Origin of the sequence: Methylocapsa palsarum (assembly GCF_900114285.1) — a bacterium.
Taxonomy (GTDB): domain Bacteria; phylum Pseudomonadota; class Alphaproteobacteria; order Rhizobiales; family Beijerinckiaceae; genus Methylocapsa; species Methylocapsa palsarum.
This window is the reverse complement of sequence record NZ_FOSN01000023.1, coordinates 1-17920: the sequence shown is the minus strand read 5'-3', so window position 1 is coordinate 17920 and position 17920 is coordinate 1. Positions and strand designations below refer to the sequence as shown.

14 protein-coding genes are annotated in these 17920 nt (G+C 60.6%); 7 read left to right on the top strand and 7 right to left on the bottom strand.

Annotation, left to right across the window (positions count from 1 at the left end):
* Positions 1 to 445 precede the first annotated feature (445 nt).
* Both BM177_RS17210 and BM177_RS17205 read left to right on the top strand, forming a co-directional pair.
* Entirely contained in the window at positions 446 to 1036 is a 591-nt protein-coding gene (locus BM177_RS17210) for a hypothetical protein (RefSeq protein WP_175492678.1), read from the top strand.
* Positions 1037 to 1176: 140 nt separating this feature from the next.
* Positions 1177 to 1806 (top strand): Uma2 family endonuclease, encoded by a 630-nt coding sequence (locus BM177_RS17205; protein WP_244532404.1) that lies wholly within the window; start codon positions 1177 to 1179, stop codon positions 1804 to 1806.
* A 304-nt stretch (positions 1807 to 2110) separates the two neighbouring features.
* On the opposite strand, the gene BM177_RS17200 is transcribed toward BM177_RS17205, so the two are convergent.
* On the bottom strand, positions 2111 to 2611 hold the full coding sequence (locus BM177_RS17200; protein ID WP_091686109.1) for an HNH endonuclease: 501 nt from the start codon (positions 2609 to 2611) through the stop codon (positions 2111 to 2113).
* Positions 2612 to 3157: 546 nt separating this feature from the next.
* Here BM177_RS17200 and BM177_RS17195 point away from each other — a divergent pair.
* Positions 3158 to 3547 (top strand): single-stranded DNA-binding protein, encoded by a 390-nt coding sequence (locus BM177_RS17195; RefSeq protein ID WP_091686106.1) that lies wholly within the window; start codon positions 3158 to 3160, stop codon positions 3545 to 3547.
* Positions 3548 to 3719: 172 nt separating this feature from the next.
* Here BM177_RS17195 and BM177_RS17190 read toward each other — a convergent pair whose 3' ends face one another.
* The 3 genes from BM177_RS17190 to BM177_RS17180 all read right to left on the bottom strand — a co-directional run bounded on the left by BM177_RS17190 (position 3720) and on the right by BM177_RS17180 (position 5900).
* A complete protein-coding gene (locus BM177_RS17190) occupies positions 3720 to 4277 on the bottom strand; it encodes a hypothetical protein (protein ID WP_175492677.1) in 558 nt (185 codons plus the stop codon).
* 205 nt (positions 4278 to 4482) lie between these two features.
* A complete protein-coding gene (locus BM177_RS17185; protein WP_091686102.1) occupies positions 4483 to 5337 on the bottom strand; it encodes a hypothetical protein in 855 nt (284 codons plus the stop codon).
* 5 nt (positions 5338 to 5342) lie between these two features.
* A complete protein-coding gene (locus BM177_RS17180; protein WP_091686099.1) occupies positions 5343 to 5900 on the bottom strand; it encodes a hypothetical protein in 558 nt (185 codons plus the stop codon).
* Between the two features lie 603 nt (positions 5901 to 6503).
* Between BM177_RS17180 and BM177_RS17170 the strand changes: the two genes are divergently transcribed.
* The 3 genes from BM177_RS17170 (at position 6504) to BM177_RS17155 (ending at position 10678) form a co-directional block, all read left to right on the top strand.
* The gene (locus BM177_RS17170) at positions 6504 to 6812 is read left to right on the top strand and encodes a hypothetical protein (RefSeq protein ID WP_091686093.1); all 309 of its coding nucleotides are present in this window, start codon (positions 6504 to 6506) and stop codon (positions 6810 to 6812) included.
* Positions 6806 to 9937 (top strand): MobF family relaxase, encoded by a 3132-nt coding sequence (gene mobF / locus BM177_RS17165; RefSeq protein WP_091686091.1) that lies wholly within the window; start codon positions 6806 to 6808, stop codon positions 9935 to 9937. The genes BM177_RS17170 and mobF overlap by 7 nt, the downstream gene beginning before the upstream one ends.
* Positions 9938 to 10132: 195 nt before the next feature.
* On the top strand, positions 10133 to 10678 hold the full coding sequence (locus BM177_RS17155; RefSeq protein WP_091686087.1) for a hypothetical protein: 546 nt from the start codon (positions 10133 to 10135) through the stop codon (positions 10676 to 10678).
* Positions 10679 to 11363: 685 nt separating this feature from the next.
* Here the strand turns inward: BM177_RS17155 and BM177_RS17145 are convergent.
* Entirely contained in the window at positions 11364 to 13748 is a 2385-nt protein-coding gene (locus BM177_RS17145; RefSeq protein ID WP_244532403.1) for a type IV secretory system conjugative DNA transfer family protein, read from the bottom strand.
* 27 nt (positions 13749 to 13775) lie between these two features.
* Complete coding sequence (locus BM177_RS17140) at positions 13776 to 14234, bottom strand: hypothetical protein (RefSeq protein WP_091686082.1); 459 nt, start codon at positions 14232 to 14234, stop codon at positions 13776 to 13778.
* Positions 14235 to 14543: 309 nt separating this feature from the next.
* Here BM177_RS17140 and BM177_RS17135 point away from each other — a divergent pair, with 309 nt between their 5' ends.
* The gene (locus BM177_RS17135) at positions 14544 to 16784 is read left to right on the top strand and encodes a multicopper oxidase family protein (protein WP_091686079.1); all 2241 of its coding nucleotides are present in this window, start codon (positions 14544 to 14546) and stop codon (positions 16782 to 16784) included.
* Here BM177_RS17135 and BM177_RS17130 read toward each other — a convergent pair.
* Positions 16709 to 17911, bottom strand: a complete 1203-nt coding sequence (locus BM177_RS17130) for a secretion/conjugation apparatus DotM-related subunit (protein WP_175492676.1) — start codon at positions 17909 to 17911, stop codon at positions 16709 to 16711. The two genes, BM177_RS17135 and BM177_RS17130, sit on opposite strands and share 76 nt — an antisense overlap.
* Positions 17912 to 17920 lie beyond the last annotated feature (9 nt).

Here is a 17920-nt window from a genome sequence, read left to right as displayed (position 1 = left end):
GGCGCGCATCTGTGAACGCGATGAGGTCGTCCGATCCTGAGCAATGCGGGTTCGCGGGGCTTCTCCGCATGTCCACGTGGTCTTCGTTTTCGGAGGGGCCTGACCGCCTTTTCCCCCGCCAGCGCATTCCCTCGGTTTCGTGCGGCTTAGCCGGGCCAACCGGGCCAGCAACGGCGGAGGGGCGGCTATTTTCCGCCGAGGCCGGGCAGGTCTTTCGGGCCCGACGCAAGCGCCGGGTTCTTTTGAGTCAGGCCCGGCCCTCTTTGCATCGCGAAACAAAATGGCCGCCCCTCCGCCGTCCTCCGCTTTTCTGCGGCCCACGCTGCCGCCACGAGGCGGCAGTCGAGGGTGCAAGCCCGGTTCATGGCCCGGCTTTTCGGCCGCACCGAGGGGAACGCGCTGGCAGGGGCCAGCGGCCCCCGGCGCTCCAAAAAGGATTACGATCATGGCTTTCAAACGTTCAGCGAAAACCGCTTCCGCCAAGGGCTCCAAGACCTCTCGCGCCGCCCTCACCATCGAGGCGGCCCGGCTCCTATGCCCGAACGAAATGGTCGCGGAAAAAGTCGCGGCGGCGTTCGCTCTCCCTCTGCCTGATTTCCAAGGTATCCGAGAAACCCACGAAAGCGTGCTCCGCCAGGCCTGGAACGCCTTCGACGAGTCCCTCAACGAACGGGCGACCATGATGCATTTCCAGCGCATCACCGGAGCCCTTGTCTCTTCCGCTCTGGGAGCCGGGCGCTTCTATTCCCAGAAGGTGACGGAGGCCAAGGATGCAACGGCGAGACTCGCCAACGAACATCGGGACGAGGACCGGGACGCGCCCGTCGGGTTCGACAGCAAAGCCGACCGGACCCGTCAATTCGCCGCCGAAATGGCCTTGCAGGCCTACGCCCTCCTCGCCGCGGCCGAAGGCGCCCTTACCGCCTACAAGGAAATCACCGGCGAAGACTGGAAAGCCTACGAAGCTCAAGCCGAGGGGCCCGCAACGGTCGAACGGCGCTCCGCCGCGGCCGAATTGAGCGCCTTCCAAAGCTGACGCTCCTTGGCGGGAACCTCCGGGTTCCCGCCTTCCTTTTTGATCCTCTGAAAACCGAAACAACCGCAAGGACTCGCGGCGCGACGCAGTCATAACTTACCTGCCCGCTCAAGCCCCAACTAAATTCCCCGGAGAAAATCATGAAGTCCTATGCTAGACTTGTGGCCATGAACTTGGCCGTCCGTAAAACCATGACCCTCGCCGAATTCCTGGAATGGGAAGCCCGGCAAGAGCTGCGCTACGAATTTGATGGCGAAACTCCGGTCGCGATGGCGGGCGGCACATTCGCTCACGCCGCTATCCAAAGAAACCTCGCGCTCGCAATCGGCGGCCGATTGCGCGGCAAACCCTGTAAATTCGTAGGAAGCGATCTGAAAATCGAAGTCGCGGGCAGCAGCCGCTACCCAGACGGCTTCGTCGTCTGCTCACCGGTCGCAAATGACGCTATTATCATCAATGACCCCGTCGTCATTTTTGAAGTGCTCAGCCCAATCACAGCCAGCACGGACCGCACGATCAAGGCCCGCGAATATCAAGCCACCCCTTCCGTTCAGCGCTACGTCATGCTGGAGCAAGACCGGATAGCGGCGACGGCTTATGTCCGCGCAGATGGAGACTGGAACGTACACGTTCTTCTCAACGAGGCCGTCCTCGCGATGCCTGAAATCGGCGTCGAGTTTCCCCTCGCCGAACTCTACGAAGGCCTCGATCTCACCCCTAACGCCGATCAGGATGATCGGGCAACGTCCGATCAAACCTCCGATCGGTGACATCGCCTTGCGCCGGCCTCCCTGCGCAAGCGTTCAATTCGAGAAACGCCTGGGTTGGGTTCTTACGGTTCTCAAGCGCGGGTAGCCCCAGCTCCTCCTCCCTCTCGAAATGCAAACCAGGCGGAGCCTGCAAGATCGCCAGTTGCAGCGCCGTCGCATTTCGGACGACCGTTGCGCGATCAAGCGTCTGCAAATTCGGACGCATTTTCGGCGAAACCTCTGTCTTCAAGTCCGCCAAAGAGCGGCCCGGAGCCTGCGGGTCTCCCCCGCTGGTGATGCGTCCTGACGCGAACTCGCCGCCGCGCTAAAATCGCTCGTGAGCCACAAACCGCTCCGGTTCGTCACCGACATATTTTTTGTACGCTGCGATCCAATCGGTGCGGATCGCATCCTGTGCTTCCTTCAATGGGACCTGCCCAGCGCAGACCTCGCGATGCAAAACGTCTTCGAGGGCGTCTTTGACCTCCGCGGTCCACGGCTCCGTCAGCCGGCTTTGAGGCCATAGGTTCTTCGGATCGTTGGGGGCGCCCCCAATCGAGATTGGGACAAGGTGATCCAATTCAAAATCACGCCGGTCCACATTGAACAAATGATAGGATTCGAAGACCCGATTGCGCAGCTTCCAATCGTAGTGCCGGATGCTCGCCGAGTACCCCACCTGACACATCACCGCCGGATCGACGTCCTCCACTGCCCCTGGCGTCAACGCCGCATCGGGACGGATTGCATCCGCTGGCTGCGCCGCCGCAAACCACATGATCGCCCCCGCGCCTAGAGCGCCGCCGCCAGTCGAAATTCTCAGCATCTTTCATCCCCTTTTCTTGAAACGCCTATTTCGGCGAGGAGATCAGCCGAGGCGAGAACGGCGCGAACGCAAAATTCAATCAAGCTCTTCGAATACAGATCCCGCTCCTTTTGGGTGCCGATCGTTGAGGCGCACTATGCGCACTTTGATGTTCCGGCAAGGCGTGCGTCTCTGAGCCTTAGGCGCCGAGCCGCATTCCTGTTCATTCCGGGCGCGTCGATGATGGAATTCAGCAGATTCCCAGATCTCACACGGCTGTCTCATGAAAGAGCCTCAGCGTTCGCAGTCCATTCCGGCGCGCCCCTCGGTTCTGTGCGGCCTAATCCGCGCCAACCGGCCCGGCAACGGCTCCAGACAACAATTTTCCCCTTCGGCCTTTGGCCGAATTCCTCGCGCGCCAAAATAGCCGTCTTCCACCGTCCTCCACTGCGCTGCGGCCCTTCGGGTGCAGGCCCGGTTCATGGTTCGGATTTTTTCAGCCGCACCGAGGGGGACACACCGGATGAACCGGAAATCCCGAGGCGCTTTGAAACAGGAGTTAGCATCATGAGCCATATCGCAGAATTCAAGATCATCGGCCGCGTCGGAGCCATCAAGGACGTCGGCTCCACGCTTCGAGTCAGCATCGCTTCAACCTATTCCCGCAAAGACGCGCGCGGCGATTGGCTCGACAAATCAAACTGGAACGAAATCACAATCTTCAATGACGCCACTCAGGGCTACGTTAGACGGAACATCAGCGTCGGAGACCTCGTCTACACCGACGGCGCGCTCGGCCAGAACAGCTATGAAAAAGACGGCCAGCGAGTTTATCAGGTGACCCTCGCGTGTGAGCGGATCGATCGCCTGGTGAAGGCCGACGGCAAGCCGGATGCGTCGAGCGAGAAACCGGCCGGTCGCGCGGCGGAGCTCGTGGACGATAACGTCCCGTTCTGAAAAGTTTGCAATCGGCGGCGTCCCGACCGGGACGCCGCTGTGAGCTGCTCAGCTTCTCACTGGAAAGAATCCTGCCCGAGGCGACGGCCACGCTACCTGTAATACACTTGGAAAATCCGGCTTTTTTCGATCCCAAATCAAGGCACGTCACCGGCGCGGTCGCGGCCCTTTGTCACCAGAACAGACCTGTAAACCAGTTTGCCGCCGAATTCGGTAGATCCGCGATGTCGCGCGGAGTCAGGTCCTCTAATCTGCACGCCGGCTGGGGCCTCGCGGCCGCGCCGATCTGCACCCAAATCGCATTATCCGCGCATCTTGCGAAGGCTTCTCTGGCGGGCGCATCCTGCCATACCCGCGCCTGATAACCGGAGCTAATGAGAAAAAGAGCCACGCCTGCGATCGTAAACCCCATGCGCCATGCGAACTTCCGATTGTATTCCGTTTGTTTTAGGACCAGCCACTTTTGAGATTTCGAAAGCAGTTGCACCGCCATGTTTTCCGCTACTCGGGAGACGGCTTTGTCTGTCTCGAAGATGGTCTGGTCTTGCGCCATTTTCGAAAGTCTTACCGCCTCCCGGGCGCCCGCGGTCACATCTTTTGCCCCCGCCAACAGATCCGCAAGCTTCTTGCAGTCCGCATCGGAGGCGTCTTTTGACGTTTGAACCAGTTTCGCAAAATCATTGATCGCCGCTATGTTCGTTTGCCCCGCCGCCCTGATCGCCGCAAGCAAGGCGGAAACAAACCGGCCTTCCAACTGGTCCGCGTGGACGCCCCAATCTTTCGCGGCCTCCTCGACTGCTTTGATTTCCCTATCCAACTCGCCGCATCCGCCCCATACCGCCGTCAATCTATCGTTCGCAGCGTCCGTCATATCCTCGCATCCTCGCATCCTCGCATCCTCGTGGCTCTCGTTTCGTTCAACATATGCGCGGCGCTCACGCTATTCCCGCGGCGGGCGACGCCTTTGCGCGCTTCTTTTCTTCATTAAACAGCGAGGCTCCTTCAAGAGGCTCATCGGCCCGCATCTTTGGCAACCAAAGAGGCGGGATGCGAACATACATCGCCGGAAGATGCTCCTCCCACCAAATGCGAACGCGCGCCTTATCAAACATCGACAGGGGCCGCCCCCCATTCTTGGATCGCCCGCTCATCGCCTCATCAAACGTCAATTCGCGATCCGTGACTTGCGACATGCAACTGAGCCGCGGCATCGTGATGACGCGTGCTCCCCTCATGACTGCCGCCCCAACGCTCGAGTCCTCCATGACCTGCGCGAAGGCGGCCTCCGTCGATCTACCTGTTAGAATCAAACCCGTATTCAGAACAATGAGCGTCGCATCAGCCGCGAGAAGCCCGCCTTCGGAAAACCTGGCGAGATAGTCGAGATCGGCCAGTTCCGGGCCAACCACATGAACCAAAACAACGCGCGCGCATTCTCTTTCCAGCGTGGCCACGAATGGCATGTCTTGGACCAGCCGCCCTAACGGCGTGTCGCCGCCGCCGATGTCCAGAACAGCGTCTATGCCGCGCTCGACAAGGTCGCCGCACCGGGCATCCAGCCACTCCTTGACATCTTCAGGATCGGCGGAAGGAGGTTGCTTGGCGTCGTCACAGAACAGAGACATATTGTAGGTTGTATTCAGCTTGTCGGCGTCCCAAACTTCAAAGCTTGCGCCTCTGGACCGCATAAACTGCGTCGTCGTATTCAAAAATGATGTTTTCCCAACTCTCTGCCGGCCGACGACGATCAGCAGAAGAGGGCGACGATCATCCATGTGTTCGTCTTGCATATGCGTTATTTCCTCACAATTCGACGTGGATTGGAATGCTGATCCTTGAATGCAAAGTCTTCATAGATCGCTTCATATTGACTCTTCACATGCTCTCTCTGTTCATCTGTCAGCCCTTCTTCCTCCCATGGTTTTTTCTTCGCGGTTTGCTCCATAATCAGGGTCGGCAGCTGGGCCGATGGCGCTGCTGGGGATCGATGAGCGGACGCGGCTTCTGGCCGCCACTCTTTTCTGAAATGAGAGGGAAACACTTTGCGCGCCGCGGCCTTGGCCTCGCGTTCAGCCTCCGCCTTCGCGCGCTGCGCGTCGGCGCGGACTTTCTCTTTTCTAACCCGCTGCCACGTCCTTTTCGCATTGGCGGGCGTGATGAGTTGCCCCCTTTGATCGGTCAACCCGAGCGACGTAAAATGTCCGCAGAGCTCCCCCCAGCAAATGTGATTTCCCGCCGCCTTCTCGACGACGCTCTCGTAATTGTCGAGGAGCCACCAAAACAGCGTCGACCGAGACTTCGGACGACGGATCGTTTCAAGTAATGACGCCGTCTCTTTCGTCGTTGTTCTCATGTCCGCTCCCGGCTTCCGTGCGGCGGGATCAAAAGTCCTGCCCGTTCCCAAGCACCTAAACATCGGGCGGCGCGAACGCCTCGCGGTCTTTCCTCCGTCCACAAATGTTTTTTTCGCGTTCGCGCGCGGCGTCTCCCTGTGGCTTTCTCCGCCGCACATTACGCGTGCGAGCTGTATCGTCGGGGACGTCAGGTAGTGGCCATCGCGTCGCCATCTGGTGGCCGGCTTGGCTCCACATAGTGGCCGGGAAGGAGACAGCAAAAAATCAAAAAGTTAGCGACATGGACCAATGCACCATTAGTGCGGGGCCGCTTGCTACGCGCGGGCCCAAAGCCTGCGGCGCTCGCGCTCCGCGCGGGGAGGGAAGACACCGCAAGAAGAGGTAGAGTCGGCGGAGGCGCCGGATCAATGTGCTCGGAGCCTGCGAGGCATTGCCTGCAATCTCGGCTCTGGGAGGGCGCGCCATCGGTCTCCGAAAAGGGGAGCCGCGGCTTTCGTTCAATCCGACATGCGCTTTGAAAAAAACGGGTTTGGCGTTCGCGCGCCCCGCTGGCAGCCTCATCTGCACGGGAGTCGTAACCCACGCAGATGAGGAGATATTTCATGCCCGCCGATACCGACCTCGTCGAACGCAAGGACAGCATCGAGTCTTCCCTCGCTGCTCTTCTGGTCAACGGCCACGCCCTGCAGGATCAGATGGCGATCCTCGACGCGTCAGTCAGGAGGCTGATCCAGCTGCTCACGCAAAGCCGCGAGGACAAGGAATCCTCGCCGCTGATCGAGCTTTTCGGCCGCCTGCTTCAGCAGCAGACGATCCAGATCGATCTTTCGAAGAAAATCCTCGAAGTGGTGATGGCGCTCGATGCGCGGACGCCGGCCTCCGACGTCGAGGGGACCGCGCATCCGTGCTGAATTTCGGCAAGGTCGCCGCGGCGTGCGAGGGCGAGCACGTCCGAAAATACATGACGCAGGACGCTCCTGAGCCGGCCGACGAGGACGGGCCCATCGGCCTTGCCGGCCGCGCGCTCGAGAGCGGCGAAAAGCTGACCGCCTATTACACGGGACGGGACGAACGGGCGAGCTGGCGCCCGGATATGCCTGCTTCAGTCGCGGCGGCGCTCGGGATCGATCCTCGAACGCCGCCAAAGGACGCCGCGCTCGACCGATTGTTTGAGGCGCGCCGCGCGAGCGACGGCGAGGCCTGGTCGACGCATCAGCGCAAGGTCTCCGGCTTCGACTTCGTTTTCTCTCCGCACAAATCCGTCTCGCTCGCCGCCGAGTTCGCGGCGACGCCGTCCGAAGCCGCCGCCATCCGGACCGCCCTGATCGAGGCCAACGACGAGGCCTTGAGATACGCCGCCTACGATCTTGCCTGGGCGCGGAAAGGTCATGCTGGCGAAAAAGGCTCCGACCACGGAGAAATTGGATGGGTGACGTTTTGCCATGACGCCGCCCGCCCGACCCTTGCCGTTCAAGATGGGCCGGACGGCGGAACCTACCTTACGGAGGCTCCGACCGCCGGTGACCCCCACTACCATATGCACAATTTCATCCCGAACCTGGTCGTGACTCTAGACGGACGCGTCGGTTCCATCGACGCCCGCGCGCTCACCGCCGACAAAGTTCATGAATATGGCGCCTATTTCCAGGCCCAGCTCGCTGGCCGGCTGAGGAAGCTCGGCGCCCGGACCGGCTATGATGACGAGGAACAGGCCGTCGTCTTGCCCGACATTCCGGACGCGGCGGTCGCCCTCTTCAGCAAAAGGGATCGCCAGGTCATTGGCGACGCCAAGAGATATGCGCGCGAGAACAACATCGATTGGGATGACCTGAGCTTCGAGCGCAAAAAGCAACTTCTGCACGAGGCCAGCGCCGCTGGGCGGCTTGGCAAAACCAAAGAGGACGCACGCGAGGTTTGGCGCGCTCAGGCAGCTGGCATCGGATGGCGGCACGAAACTGTCCTCAACTTGGCCAGCCAACCGATTCTTTCCGAGAACGACCGCCGCAACGCGGCCTACGACTGCGCCGCGCGCAGCCTTGCCAAAGAATTCGTGACGGCGGCCGTCGTCGATGACGACAAATTGCGGGTTCACGCCGCACGCGGATTGATCGCCGCCGGGGTGGATGGCGGCCGCAAGGACGTCGACGCCGTCGTCGCCCTTCTCGAAGAGCGCGGCGTCGAACGATTCGGCGTCCGCGTCGATCTCATCAAGGGGATGATGGGCGGCAAGCTAAAAGTCACGCACGCCGAACAAATCCAGATTGAGAAGAGTCTTTCCGCCAAAGCCCGTCAAGCGGCGGCCGACATGTCGGATGTCCTGTCGGTCAGCCAGATCAAGCGCGCCATGGACGACGCCATGCGGTGCGACCCGGGCGTCAAGTTCACGCAAGAACAACAAGCGGCGATCTACGCCCTTGGCCGCGGCGGCAAGCTTTCTTTGCTCACCGGCGTCGCCGGCGCCGGCAAAACAACCCTTTTGACGCCGCTTGTCCGCGCCTGGCAGGCGACGGGACATAATGTCGTGGGCATGTCCCAGGCCTGGCGGCAGGCCGACGCCCTCAGGGAGCCCGGAATCAACGAGACCTATGCCCTGCAGACCCTGCTGGATCGGATCGAGACGGGCGAATTCATCGCAACCTCCAAAACCGTCCTCGTCGTCGACGAAGTCAGCCAGATCGGCCCCCGGTCCATGCTGAAACTGCTGCAGGTCCAGGCCGAAACAGGAATGACGATCAAGCTGCTGGGCGACCGCGAGCAGGTTCAATCCATCGAGGCAGGCGACACGATCGAGCTCTTGCGCCGCGTCTTGCCTCACTTCGCCCAGCCTGAAATTCTGACGGCGCTGCGACAGAAGGATTCGCATCATCGTGAAATCGCCGCGCTTTTCCGAGACGGAAACGCGGCGGAGGCGTTCGCTCTGAAGCGCGATGACGGAACCGCGAAACTCGTTGAGGGCGATTATGATCAGGTCGTCAACGCAATCGCCGACCTTTATATTTCGCGAGCGGACGCCCTGCAGGCAATCGATCCGCACTTAGGCGTCACCGTGACGACGCTGACGAATGCGGAAGCCGCCGACATCAGCAAAGCAATCCGCGTGCAGCTGAAGGAACGCGGCCAGATCGGCGCGGATGAGACGCTGAACAAGGCGGTTTTCTACAGGGGTGAAAAGGCTGAGCTTTTCGACCTGCCGATCGCGGCAGGCGACAAGCTCCGCCTCTATCGTAAAACAATGGCCTTGTTCGACGGCCGTCTCGGATCGATCGGCAATAACGGCGACATTGTCGAAGTTCTCGGACAATCGGCGGCAGGCCTTGTGCTCCGAAACGACCGAGGCCAAGTCGCCGAAGTGGAATGGCGGCGGGTGGCGGACAGAAAAACCGGCCGCCTCCTTCTGGGGTTCGGGCGCGCCTTCACCATCGACGCGGCGCAAGGCATGAGCACCAACGGCGAGCACATCAACGCGCTGCCGCGCGGCACGTCGAGCGCCACCGCGTTCAAGACCTATACGGGAGAAAGCCGCGCGACCGGGCAGACCCACACGATGATTTCGAAGGCGGCCGTCAACGCCGCCGTTAAGCGCCGTCAGGCGCTTGGCGACGTCACCCCGATCACCGACGCCGACCTTTGGAACCGCGTCGCGGAAGACACGTCAGCAAAGCCATATAAAGCTCTGGCCATCGATTTGGTTGTCAAGGCGCGCAAAAACAAAGAAGCCACCGTCGATGGAGGCCTGTCCTCGCACAATTGCATTGAGACGGCGGTCTTAAAGTACCCGGACGTCGCGGAGACGATACGCACGACCGTCGAATTGGCGGTCCTGCGCGACTATCTCGTCCGCAACCGCGAGATCATCGAGGATTTGCTCCAGCGCTGCGCGTCTACCTTGCAAGATGCATCCAAGGCCGCCGTCGAACATTTCAATAATCTCAAAGGCGCCAAGCTGCCTAATTCGAGCGACGGCGGTGCAGGGATAGAACCTGACGATCCGGCGACCGTCGAGCGGCCCCGCCGATTGCCGTCGCCGCAAGTGTAAGCCTAGATCGGAAGAGCTCGTGATGAGAGACGAGCCTTGACCGCGACAGGATGGCTGGCGGCTTTCGACTTGGAAAAAAAGGGGGCTTCTGAAACTTTGCAATCGATTGCCGAGCAGTTATTCTTGACCACGCTCGCACGCCCCACCTGAAACTTCACATTTGATTTGAGATCCGACTGAACGGCGCACATTGGGGTGGTTGAAGTGAAGGCCAAGATTTTTCTGCTTTCGCTGAGCATACTTTGGCTATGCGGCGTAGTGTCAGCGTCAGCTCTGGAGCAAGGTGCTGGTCATTGCGCCGCTGCTTCAGTCCCGATTGTCCGAAAGATTCCGCCGGAGATTGAACAGCACCTGCAGGATTGGTGGCGCATCGCAAACTTTGATCGTGTTTTTCAAGTTTTGCTTGGCTTAACGGGGATGGTGTCTGCTCTCGTAGTTTCCACGTTCACTAATGAGTTAGGGACCCGCAAGACGAAGATTTTTTCCTTTATCGCCGCGCTCTCATTTGGTGTGATGAGCGGATTCGATATTGGAGGAAAGGCCGACGCAACACGGAGCGGTTGGCGGCATTTAACCACGGCCATTCTGAAGTTTAAGAACGACCCTTGTTATTCATATGACCAATTGATCGACGCATATTCGGAAGGTGAAGCTTTGGTTGGCAATGTTCCGTTCCATACGCAAGGGTCAGTCACGACCTTATCCAGTCCGATCCCTAACGCCAGCGTCAAACATGAATGATGGCCAGTTGCTCTGGCGGTCGCTGCTCAATTTCGGGCGGCCGTTACTGGCGCAACTGAGACCGGCGTCCGCGACTTCATCAAATCCTAAAGCCGGACCCAGCGTTGCTCGTCGACGCCGGCCAAGAAGAGCAATTCGTAGAGTTTTACCGTGAAAAGGCGTGGCTGGCGGGAATCCTGAGCAGTGGTAGCCTGGCTTCGGCAAAATGAAATTGACCCAACCGTCGCGTTCCCTGCGAGGCTCGAGCGTACGGCTTCGGTCATTGACATCGATGACAGCGGCCGGGTCGAAGGTCTTGCGGTGGCAAAGCACGCCAATCGCTTGCCAAACATCCTGTCGAGGGGGGGCCCGCCGTCCCCACCTAGCGCCCCGCTCGCCATCGAGGGGCTTCGGCAGGCGCACTTGGGCACGGATACGTTAGCGGCCGCCCAGCGCCCTGACTAAAAGCGTGCAAGGAGCGATTCTCGTTATCGGCGGTAGCGCACGCGACCGTAGCGTGCCGGTCCCGCACGATTTGCGCCAACACGCGCCGCAAATCGTGACGAAGGCAAAGAGCACCAGCAGCGCCGCGCCGGACAAAATCATCGCGAAACCCTCGCCGCTTTGTTCGTTGGACCTTTGCTCTCGCCCGCGAGTTCCGGTTCGGCGGCGGCCTTAGGAGACGGCCGTGAATAACTGCTTCATATTAGCGGTTGGGCGATCTCGACGTCGCAGGCGAATCCACTCTCCCGCCGGTCGCCAAATCGTTTCGGTTATTGTCCGGCGTCTCCTTAGCAACGGCGGCGCTCAGCTCTTCGATTTGGCTCAGCAATTCCGTTTTGCTTGTTGGCTCGTCGAGCCTGGGTTCGAGCATCCGCAGCAGCTTGTTGCGGCGGCCTAAAAGCGAGAGGCTTGTTTCCCGAGCGGCTTGCGCCGATGCGCCCGACGCCCTCTCGATCTCGATGATCCTCGAAAGACCCTCGATATCGACCGATCCGGAAACAATCTCGCTATCCTCGCCCGGGCCAGGCGTCCCGCCGACGCCGGATTCGAGCAATTCCGTAAACGGCGTAACGGGAGCGCCCGGCTCTGAGAGCCGTTCAAACGGGGCGTCCCCCGCAGCTTTAATGGCGGCGGCGATGCATGTTTCTGCATTTCCGCCAGCCGCGGCCGCCGCTGAAAAAGCGTCGATCATCGCGCCCAATGTCGGCGAACGAGCCGCCCGCGCCCCTGCCCCCGCGAGCCCCTTTTCGATCGCATCAATTAAGCGGTCCACCCGCGCCGACACGGCTTTGATCGCCGCGGCGTCCGGCACTGGAAGGGCGACAGGCCGATTGAGTCGCAACGGGCCGGACACATCGAGCTCCGCATGAAACAGCTTGGCGTAGATGCGGCGCCCGCCGAACAGAATGATCGCCTCGCCTTCGATCAGCCTCTGCAGGTCGGTCCAATCGACGCGGGACACCTCACGCACCTCGGCGTGCCGCGCTTCGGCGTATTCGCCAGCGCCGCCGCCCTGATAGCTCGTAGCTTGCGTCACATAGGTGTCCCCGGCAGTTTCCTGAAGCCAGCGGCGGGTCCGGTCCGCATCCTGCTGGCGCATGGCGACGGTCAAATTGGCGTTGCCCAGGAGTGATTGGGTCTTCTCGCCGATCCGCGCCCAAATCCCCGACACTTCCTGAAAACCGAGCCAGAACATGATGTTCAAGCCTCGGCCCATCGCCAGCATGCGGTCCATGCCGCTTGCGGCGTAATAGGCGACCTCGTCCAGCACGACGTGAAACGGCGCGACGCCCATGCCAGGTTTGTTGGCGACGATCTCGCAATAGTCGCCCTCGAGGCGCGATCCGAGCATCTGCGCCATCATTCCCCGCAGTGCGGACACGACCAGCTTGCCGAGGGCGGCGAGCGTCGCGTCGGAGTTTTCCAGGGCCGGAAGGTTGACCACCAGAATACGCCGGTTGAGGACGATGTCCCTCATATCGATGTCGCCCTGCTCAACGCGAAAAATATGCGCGAGGCTGACGGCGAGCTGGGTGAAGGTCGCTGTGAAATAAAACTGGGCGAAACCATGCTGTTTGCTCGGCTCATCCCCCTTCTGCTTGTCAAGCGGCAGCGAGGGATCATAGCCCGGCAACTCGCCGAGATAGGCTTTGAGCGGCCAGAGAATATCCTCTGGAATTTCGTTCTCGACGCTGACCGGCTCTTCTTTCCCGGTGTCGGGATCCCGCACAATGCAGATCTTCTCCATCGCCAGCTTCCAGATCCAGCGAAGCTCGATCGAGAAGCGAATGACGTCGATGTTGAGAGGAATGCCTTTATTGTCGCGCAGCCAAACCAGCGCTGGCGTGATGGTCCCGATCAACGCGACGGCGCGATCGCGGAACACGCCGTTCGAGTCGCTTTGACCCTGCTCGCCGAGCTGGCTCGCCAGAAGTTCGCGGATCGCATCGGCGTTGCCTGTGCCGAAGGGGTTGAACGTATTGCTTTCCCTGGTCCCGCTGGCGACGAGCAAATTCAGGCAAAGGACGTCGTCGATGCGTCCGAAGCGCCGGGCCAGGGCGCAGACCTCGCCATAAAGCTTATTGTCCGCCTTGCCGTCGACCAGCACGAAGCCGCTGCCATGACAAAGCGCGTTGGCGAGAAAGCTGACGATGGCGGTCGTCTTGCCGGCGCCGGTCGTGCCGGGGACGGTGGCGTGCTGGCGCGCATCCTCCGATGAAATCCATAATTCCTGACGGGCGAGGTCGCGCCCCAAATAAATCGTTCCGGCGGCCATCCGCGGCCGCCGCGAGGAGGGCTCGGGATAATTGTAATCCTTCATCCTCGCGCTTTGCGGCAGACGCAGCGGGAGCGTCACGCGGCGCGTCAGGACGAGAGCCGTGTAAACAATCGACCCCGGCGTGATGACGTCGACCAGAGCCGGTTCGACGAACATCACTATGGCGCCGCAGGACAAAACGATCCCCGACGCTTCGCTCATCAGCGCGGCCCAAAGGCGCGTCGAAAGAGGCCTTGTGTCGCGCAGATGCTCCGCGCCCGTGCGCTCGAACCGGTCCTGCGGACCGACGATCTCGCGTCGAATCATCATGGCCTCCCAAGGCGCCGGCGAGGCACGCTAATTGAGGCCGAACCTTACGGGGCCAGACAAAGTCTGAGCCGGCGGCGCTCCAGGCGGCGGGGTGATTTGCGGCGGCCCCTGGAGGTCTTTCAGCAATTCAGCCTGCGCCGCGGGCGCCGGGAAATGATGTTGATCATTGGCGAGCAGCGCGCCGGAAGGTTGCGACAGACTCGTGGCGGCGGAGGGCGGAGGCGGCGCAGGGCTCATCCCGCCGACTTTGTAGGCGAAGCCGATGGCGCAAACCGCAAGCGCCGTGACTGCGATTCTCGCCATGACGCCTGTCGCGCTTTGGCTGGACCCGCCCGTTCCTGGCGCCGCTCCGCCCAGGCGCGGTCCATCATTGGCGCCTAAGCCCGCTCTCGCGTCATGAACTGCGTGAACATGCAGCTCCAGCCGGATCTGGATCGGTTGCGCCTTATCGTTGGGGAAATTGGCTTCGTTGACTATCTTGGTCACTGACCGCGGCCCTCTTATTGCCTCTAAGTCTGAACCTCGCGCCAGGCCGCGCGAACACCAAAACGGATTCGGCGCCGATGTTTTCAACCCTACTTTCGTTGGCTGATCCGGCGCAGAGGATCCTAGGTCAAAGTTTTACGCGGCGCCTGCGAGCTTGCGTCAGGGCCACTACTGTGGGGCTGCTATAATGCGCACATATTTGGCAATGGCGATTAAGGCTTGCCGGGCTAGGAAAACTGTCACAACATGAGCTTAAGAGAGGCTGCCATTAAGCGCAAACACAATCGCGTCTCTTTAAGGGGGAATTCTATGCGGATTACATTCGACAATCATCTGCCTCTTGGCGCGCTCGACATCGTCAGCACAGGACAGAGCGGCGGGTGGGGAGAAATCATCATCACAGCAGAGTCACGCAGCGTCAAATTTACCGACGCGGTCTCGGCGCCGGCGGAGCCAAATGCGTGGTGCTATATTCGAAGCGGCTCGCCGCAGGGGCGCGCCGTGACGCTTGAAAATTACCTCGGCCCCGTCATTAATGTGACGCGAGGGCGCCCTCTCAAGGTCGTCTGGATTAACAAGCTTGGGTCGATGCCCGCCGAAAAACTGGGTGACGCTCGCTCACTGAGCGTTCCTCCGATCCACCCGCTACCTATGGATCTGTTTAATGACATCGACCAGTTCAAATCGATGAACTACCCAGTTGGGGTGGTCACGCATCTGCATGGCGGCAAGGTCCTGCCTAGTTCCGATGGCTGGCCGCTAAGCCCGGCGAGCTTCGATAGCAATCCTTTCCAAATGCCGGCGCATCGCACATATTTTTACCCCAACGACCAACGCGCCGCGATGCTGTGGTTTCACGACCATGGAATGGACAATACCGCCGTTCAGGTGCACGCAGGTCTAGCGGGTCTCTACCTCGTGCGCGACGAATCGGACGCCGAGATTTTTCACCTCATCGGCGACGAAACGCAAGAGTTGCCGCTCGTCATTCAGGACCGCTGCCTGAACGCCGACGGCGCGGGGATCGATTACAGTAAAGGCGTCCCGCTCGAGACCGACTCCACTACCGGAAAGCGCAAATTCAAACGTCCTGAATTCCTCGGAGATACGATCTTCGTCAACGGCCGGCCGTGGCCGCATGTGCACGCCAACCCGAAGGTGTATCGTCTTCGAATCCTTAACGGCTCGAATGCGCGCAGCTATGCGCTGACGCTTGCTGACCCCGATGGAAGGGTTGCAGGGAAAATTTGGTACGGCGACCTCCTAACCGTGATTGGTAATGATGGCGGTCTCTTCAGTCGCTCCGAACCGCTCGCGGCGAATGACTATCTCCTGCTTGCGCCGGGCGAACGTCTCGACGTGCTGGTTGATCTTACTCAGTTTGATCCGATGATTTTGTCCTCGCTCAATCTCGTCAATCTGGCTCTCGCGGGGCTCGACCCTGTCGATCCCGAACATGAGCCTATCTTCCAGACCGATGCGAATTCCGTTTTCGCGCCAGGGACGGCAGAAGCGCTCGAGGCAATTGGTTTCACGCAAGAGCCAGATGGGCCGCACGCTAAATTGCCGCTCGCCAATGTGCTCCAATTGCGAATCATCGCAACCGCGCATACGCATGGAGCGGCGGATCCCGGCATGCCGGCGATGGCGCAAGATTCCGCGCCTATTCCGCTCGATGGCGCAACGCTGAACAAGATCCTGCTCAGCTACGCGAACGACGATAGCTTCCACTGGGACGCCAGTAAGCCGGCGCTAGCGCGTACGCCAGCAAGCACGCCCATCGCACAGAACCGCTTCGTTCTGATGATGAATGATACGTCCGGGAAGGCGGATGCGGAGCCAGTGAATCCCATTACAGGCGGACCGTGGCGCGACACGCAGATCTGGGAGCTGCGGCCCTCGACGGCGCCGGAGGGAGACCCAGCCGCGTTCGTCGTACCGTTCGACGCCAAGCTTACCAATCCGATGCAGGAGGGGGCGCCAGCGATTGGCGTCCCCTATGAGGTCTCACAAGCCTTTTTCTTCGAGCCGGAGGACCCCAATCAACCGCACGCGCAGCGGAAGGGCGATCCTATGTGGTCCCTTTCCACGGAGAACGTCAATCCGGCTGGTTACCCGCCAATCTACAAATACGCACACCTCTACCGGCACAATCCGTCCGTAGGCCGCACTATCATCCGCCCGCGCGAGGGATCCTACGAGCGGTGGTATGTTGCGAATATCGGCAACGATCAGGCCAATCTCGCTGATGGAATGCCGGATATGCATCCTTTCCACATGCATCTCGTAAACTTTGTCGTCACGCGGCGGTTTAAACTGGAAAAGGACGCGTCCGGCAAGTCAATTTTCGCGCTGATCGATCGCAGGCTTGATTTTGATAAGATAACCCGCCACGACACCGTACGGATACAATCGAACGAGCTGGTCGAGTTATTGGTGCACTTTCCCAAAGGCTACGCTGGGCGTTACCCCTATCATTGCCACCTGGTGGAGCATGAAGATATGGGGATGATGCTGCATTTTGAAGTGCAGCCGGTCTGCGCTTCCTGAGGTGTCGCTGCGGCGATGACCGCGACGGCGCAATCGATCGCCGGCGCGGGTAGAGGCGCGCCTGCGATCCTCTCAGCGGTCCAATGATCCCGTGCTCCGATCGCCTCGATGCGTTGCGCCGGATGGGGATGCGAACTGCGCCCCTCCGCTTCAAACCCGAGCGAATGGAGGGCATACCAAAGCCGCCGATCCACAAGCTTCAGAAATGGGAATTGACCCGGCGCCAGCACACCACCCTTCAGCCGCGCGGCGGTCAGCGCGGACATCAGACCCGGAGTCGTGAAGAAGTGCCTGCCTATGATTTGCGTGACTGGCGCGGCGATATCGATTTGCTTCAGCACGTCGTCAGCGGTGCTGACGGCGCCCCCTGGAAAATGTAGCGGCGCGTCAGGCCCGGCGGCGGGCTCGCCTTGGCGGGCGGCAAGCGATTGCGAAAGATCGCCGAGAAGCCTGACCGCCTCCGCGCGCTTTTGCGCATGATGGAGGGCGATCACCGCCAATATGCAGCGCACGTGAGGTTTGGCGCGCAATGCGCCGCGCCATGGATCGCCCAATTGCCGCGCCAGCTCCTCGCGCGCGTTCCGTTCGCTGAACGCATTCTTTTCAATCGCCCAGGCGGCGATCCATTCGTTGACATGCAGCGCGGCGTCCGCCGGACGCGGCTCGCCCTTGCGGACATCGACAGACGCCAGGCGCCGGTCAACAAAGGCGGCGCCGGCGCGGAAGCTCTTGGCTTGTTCCTTGATCAGCCCGTCAAGATCGAGTTTTCGCGCGTAACGCGCTGGCGCTGCGCGCCAGACGCACAGCGCGGCCTGCAAGAAAACAAAGCCCATCGCGGGCAAGAGAAAAAACCGTCCGATTTCGCGGGTGAGGTGAACGATCTGAGGAAATGTCACCCGGTCCGGATTCGCCGCCAGAACTTGACGATCGGCGGCGTCGAAGCGGCCGGTGAAAGAGTGAATGAAAATCATCTGCCAATGCGAGACGTGCATGATGATCGCGCTGATCTCGCCATGATGAAAATACCAGAGCTCCCATCCGCCGACGCCAAGGCCGGCGGCGATGATGATGAGGCTATAGCCGGTATATTCCTCGGCCCCCAACAGCCGGGAGTCGCGCGCCGCCATCAGCTATCT

What these genes read in the sequence shown, in the direction of transcription:
- BM177_RS17210 (WP_175492678.1), top strand. Translation starts at nt 446, where the DNA reads ATGGCTTTCAAACGTTCAGCGAAAACCGCTTCCGCCAAGGGCTCCAAG.
- BM177_RS17205 (WP_244532404.1), top strand. Translation starts at nt 1,177, where the DNA reads ATGAAGTCCTATGCTAGACTTGTGGCCATGAACTTGGCCGTCCGTAAA.
- BM177_RS17200 (WP_091686109.1), bottom strand. Translation starts at nt 2,611, where the DNA reads ATGCTGAGAATTTCGACTGGCGGCGGCGCTCTAGGCGCGGGGGCGATC.
- BM177_RS17195 (WP_091686106.1), top strand. Translation starts at nt 3,158, where the DNA reads ATGAGCCATATCGCAGAATTCAAGATCATCGGCCGCGTCGGAGCCATC.
- BM177_RS17185 (WP_091686102.1), bottom strand. Translation starts at nt 5,337, where the DNA reads ATGCAAGACGAACACATGGATGATCGTCGCCCTCTTCTGCTGATCGTC.
- BM177_RS17180 (WP_091686099.1), bottom strand. Translation starts at nt 5,900, where the DNA reads ATGAGAACAACGACGAAAGAGACGGCGTCATTACTTGAAACGATCCGT.
- BM177_RS17170 (WP_091686093.1), top strand. Translation starts at nt 6,504, where the DNA reads ATGCCCGCCGATACCGACCTCGTCGAACGCAAGGACAGCATCGAGTCT.
- BM177_RS17145 (WP_244532403.1), bottom strand. Translation starts at nt 13,748, where the DNA reads ATGATGATTCGACGCGAGATCGTCGGTCCGCAGGACCGGTTCGAGCGC.
- BM177_RS17135 (WP_091686079.1), top strand. Translation starts at nt 14,544, where the DNA reads ATGCGGATTACATTCGACAATCATCTGCCTCTTGGCGCGCTCGACATC.
- BM177_RS17130 (WP_175492676.1), bottom strand. Translation starts at nt 17,911, where the DNA reads ATGGCGGCGCGCGACTCCCGGCTGTTGGGGGCCGAGGAATATACCGGC.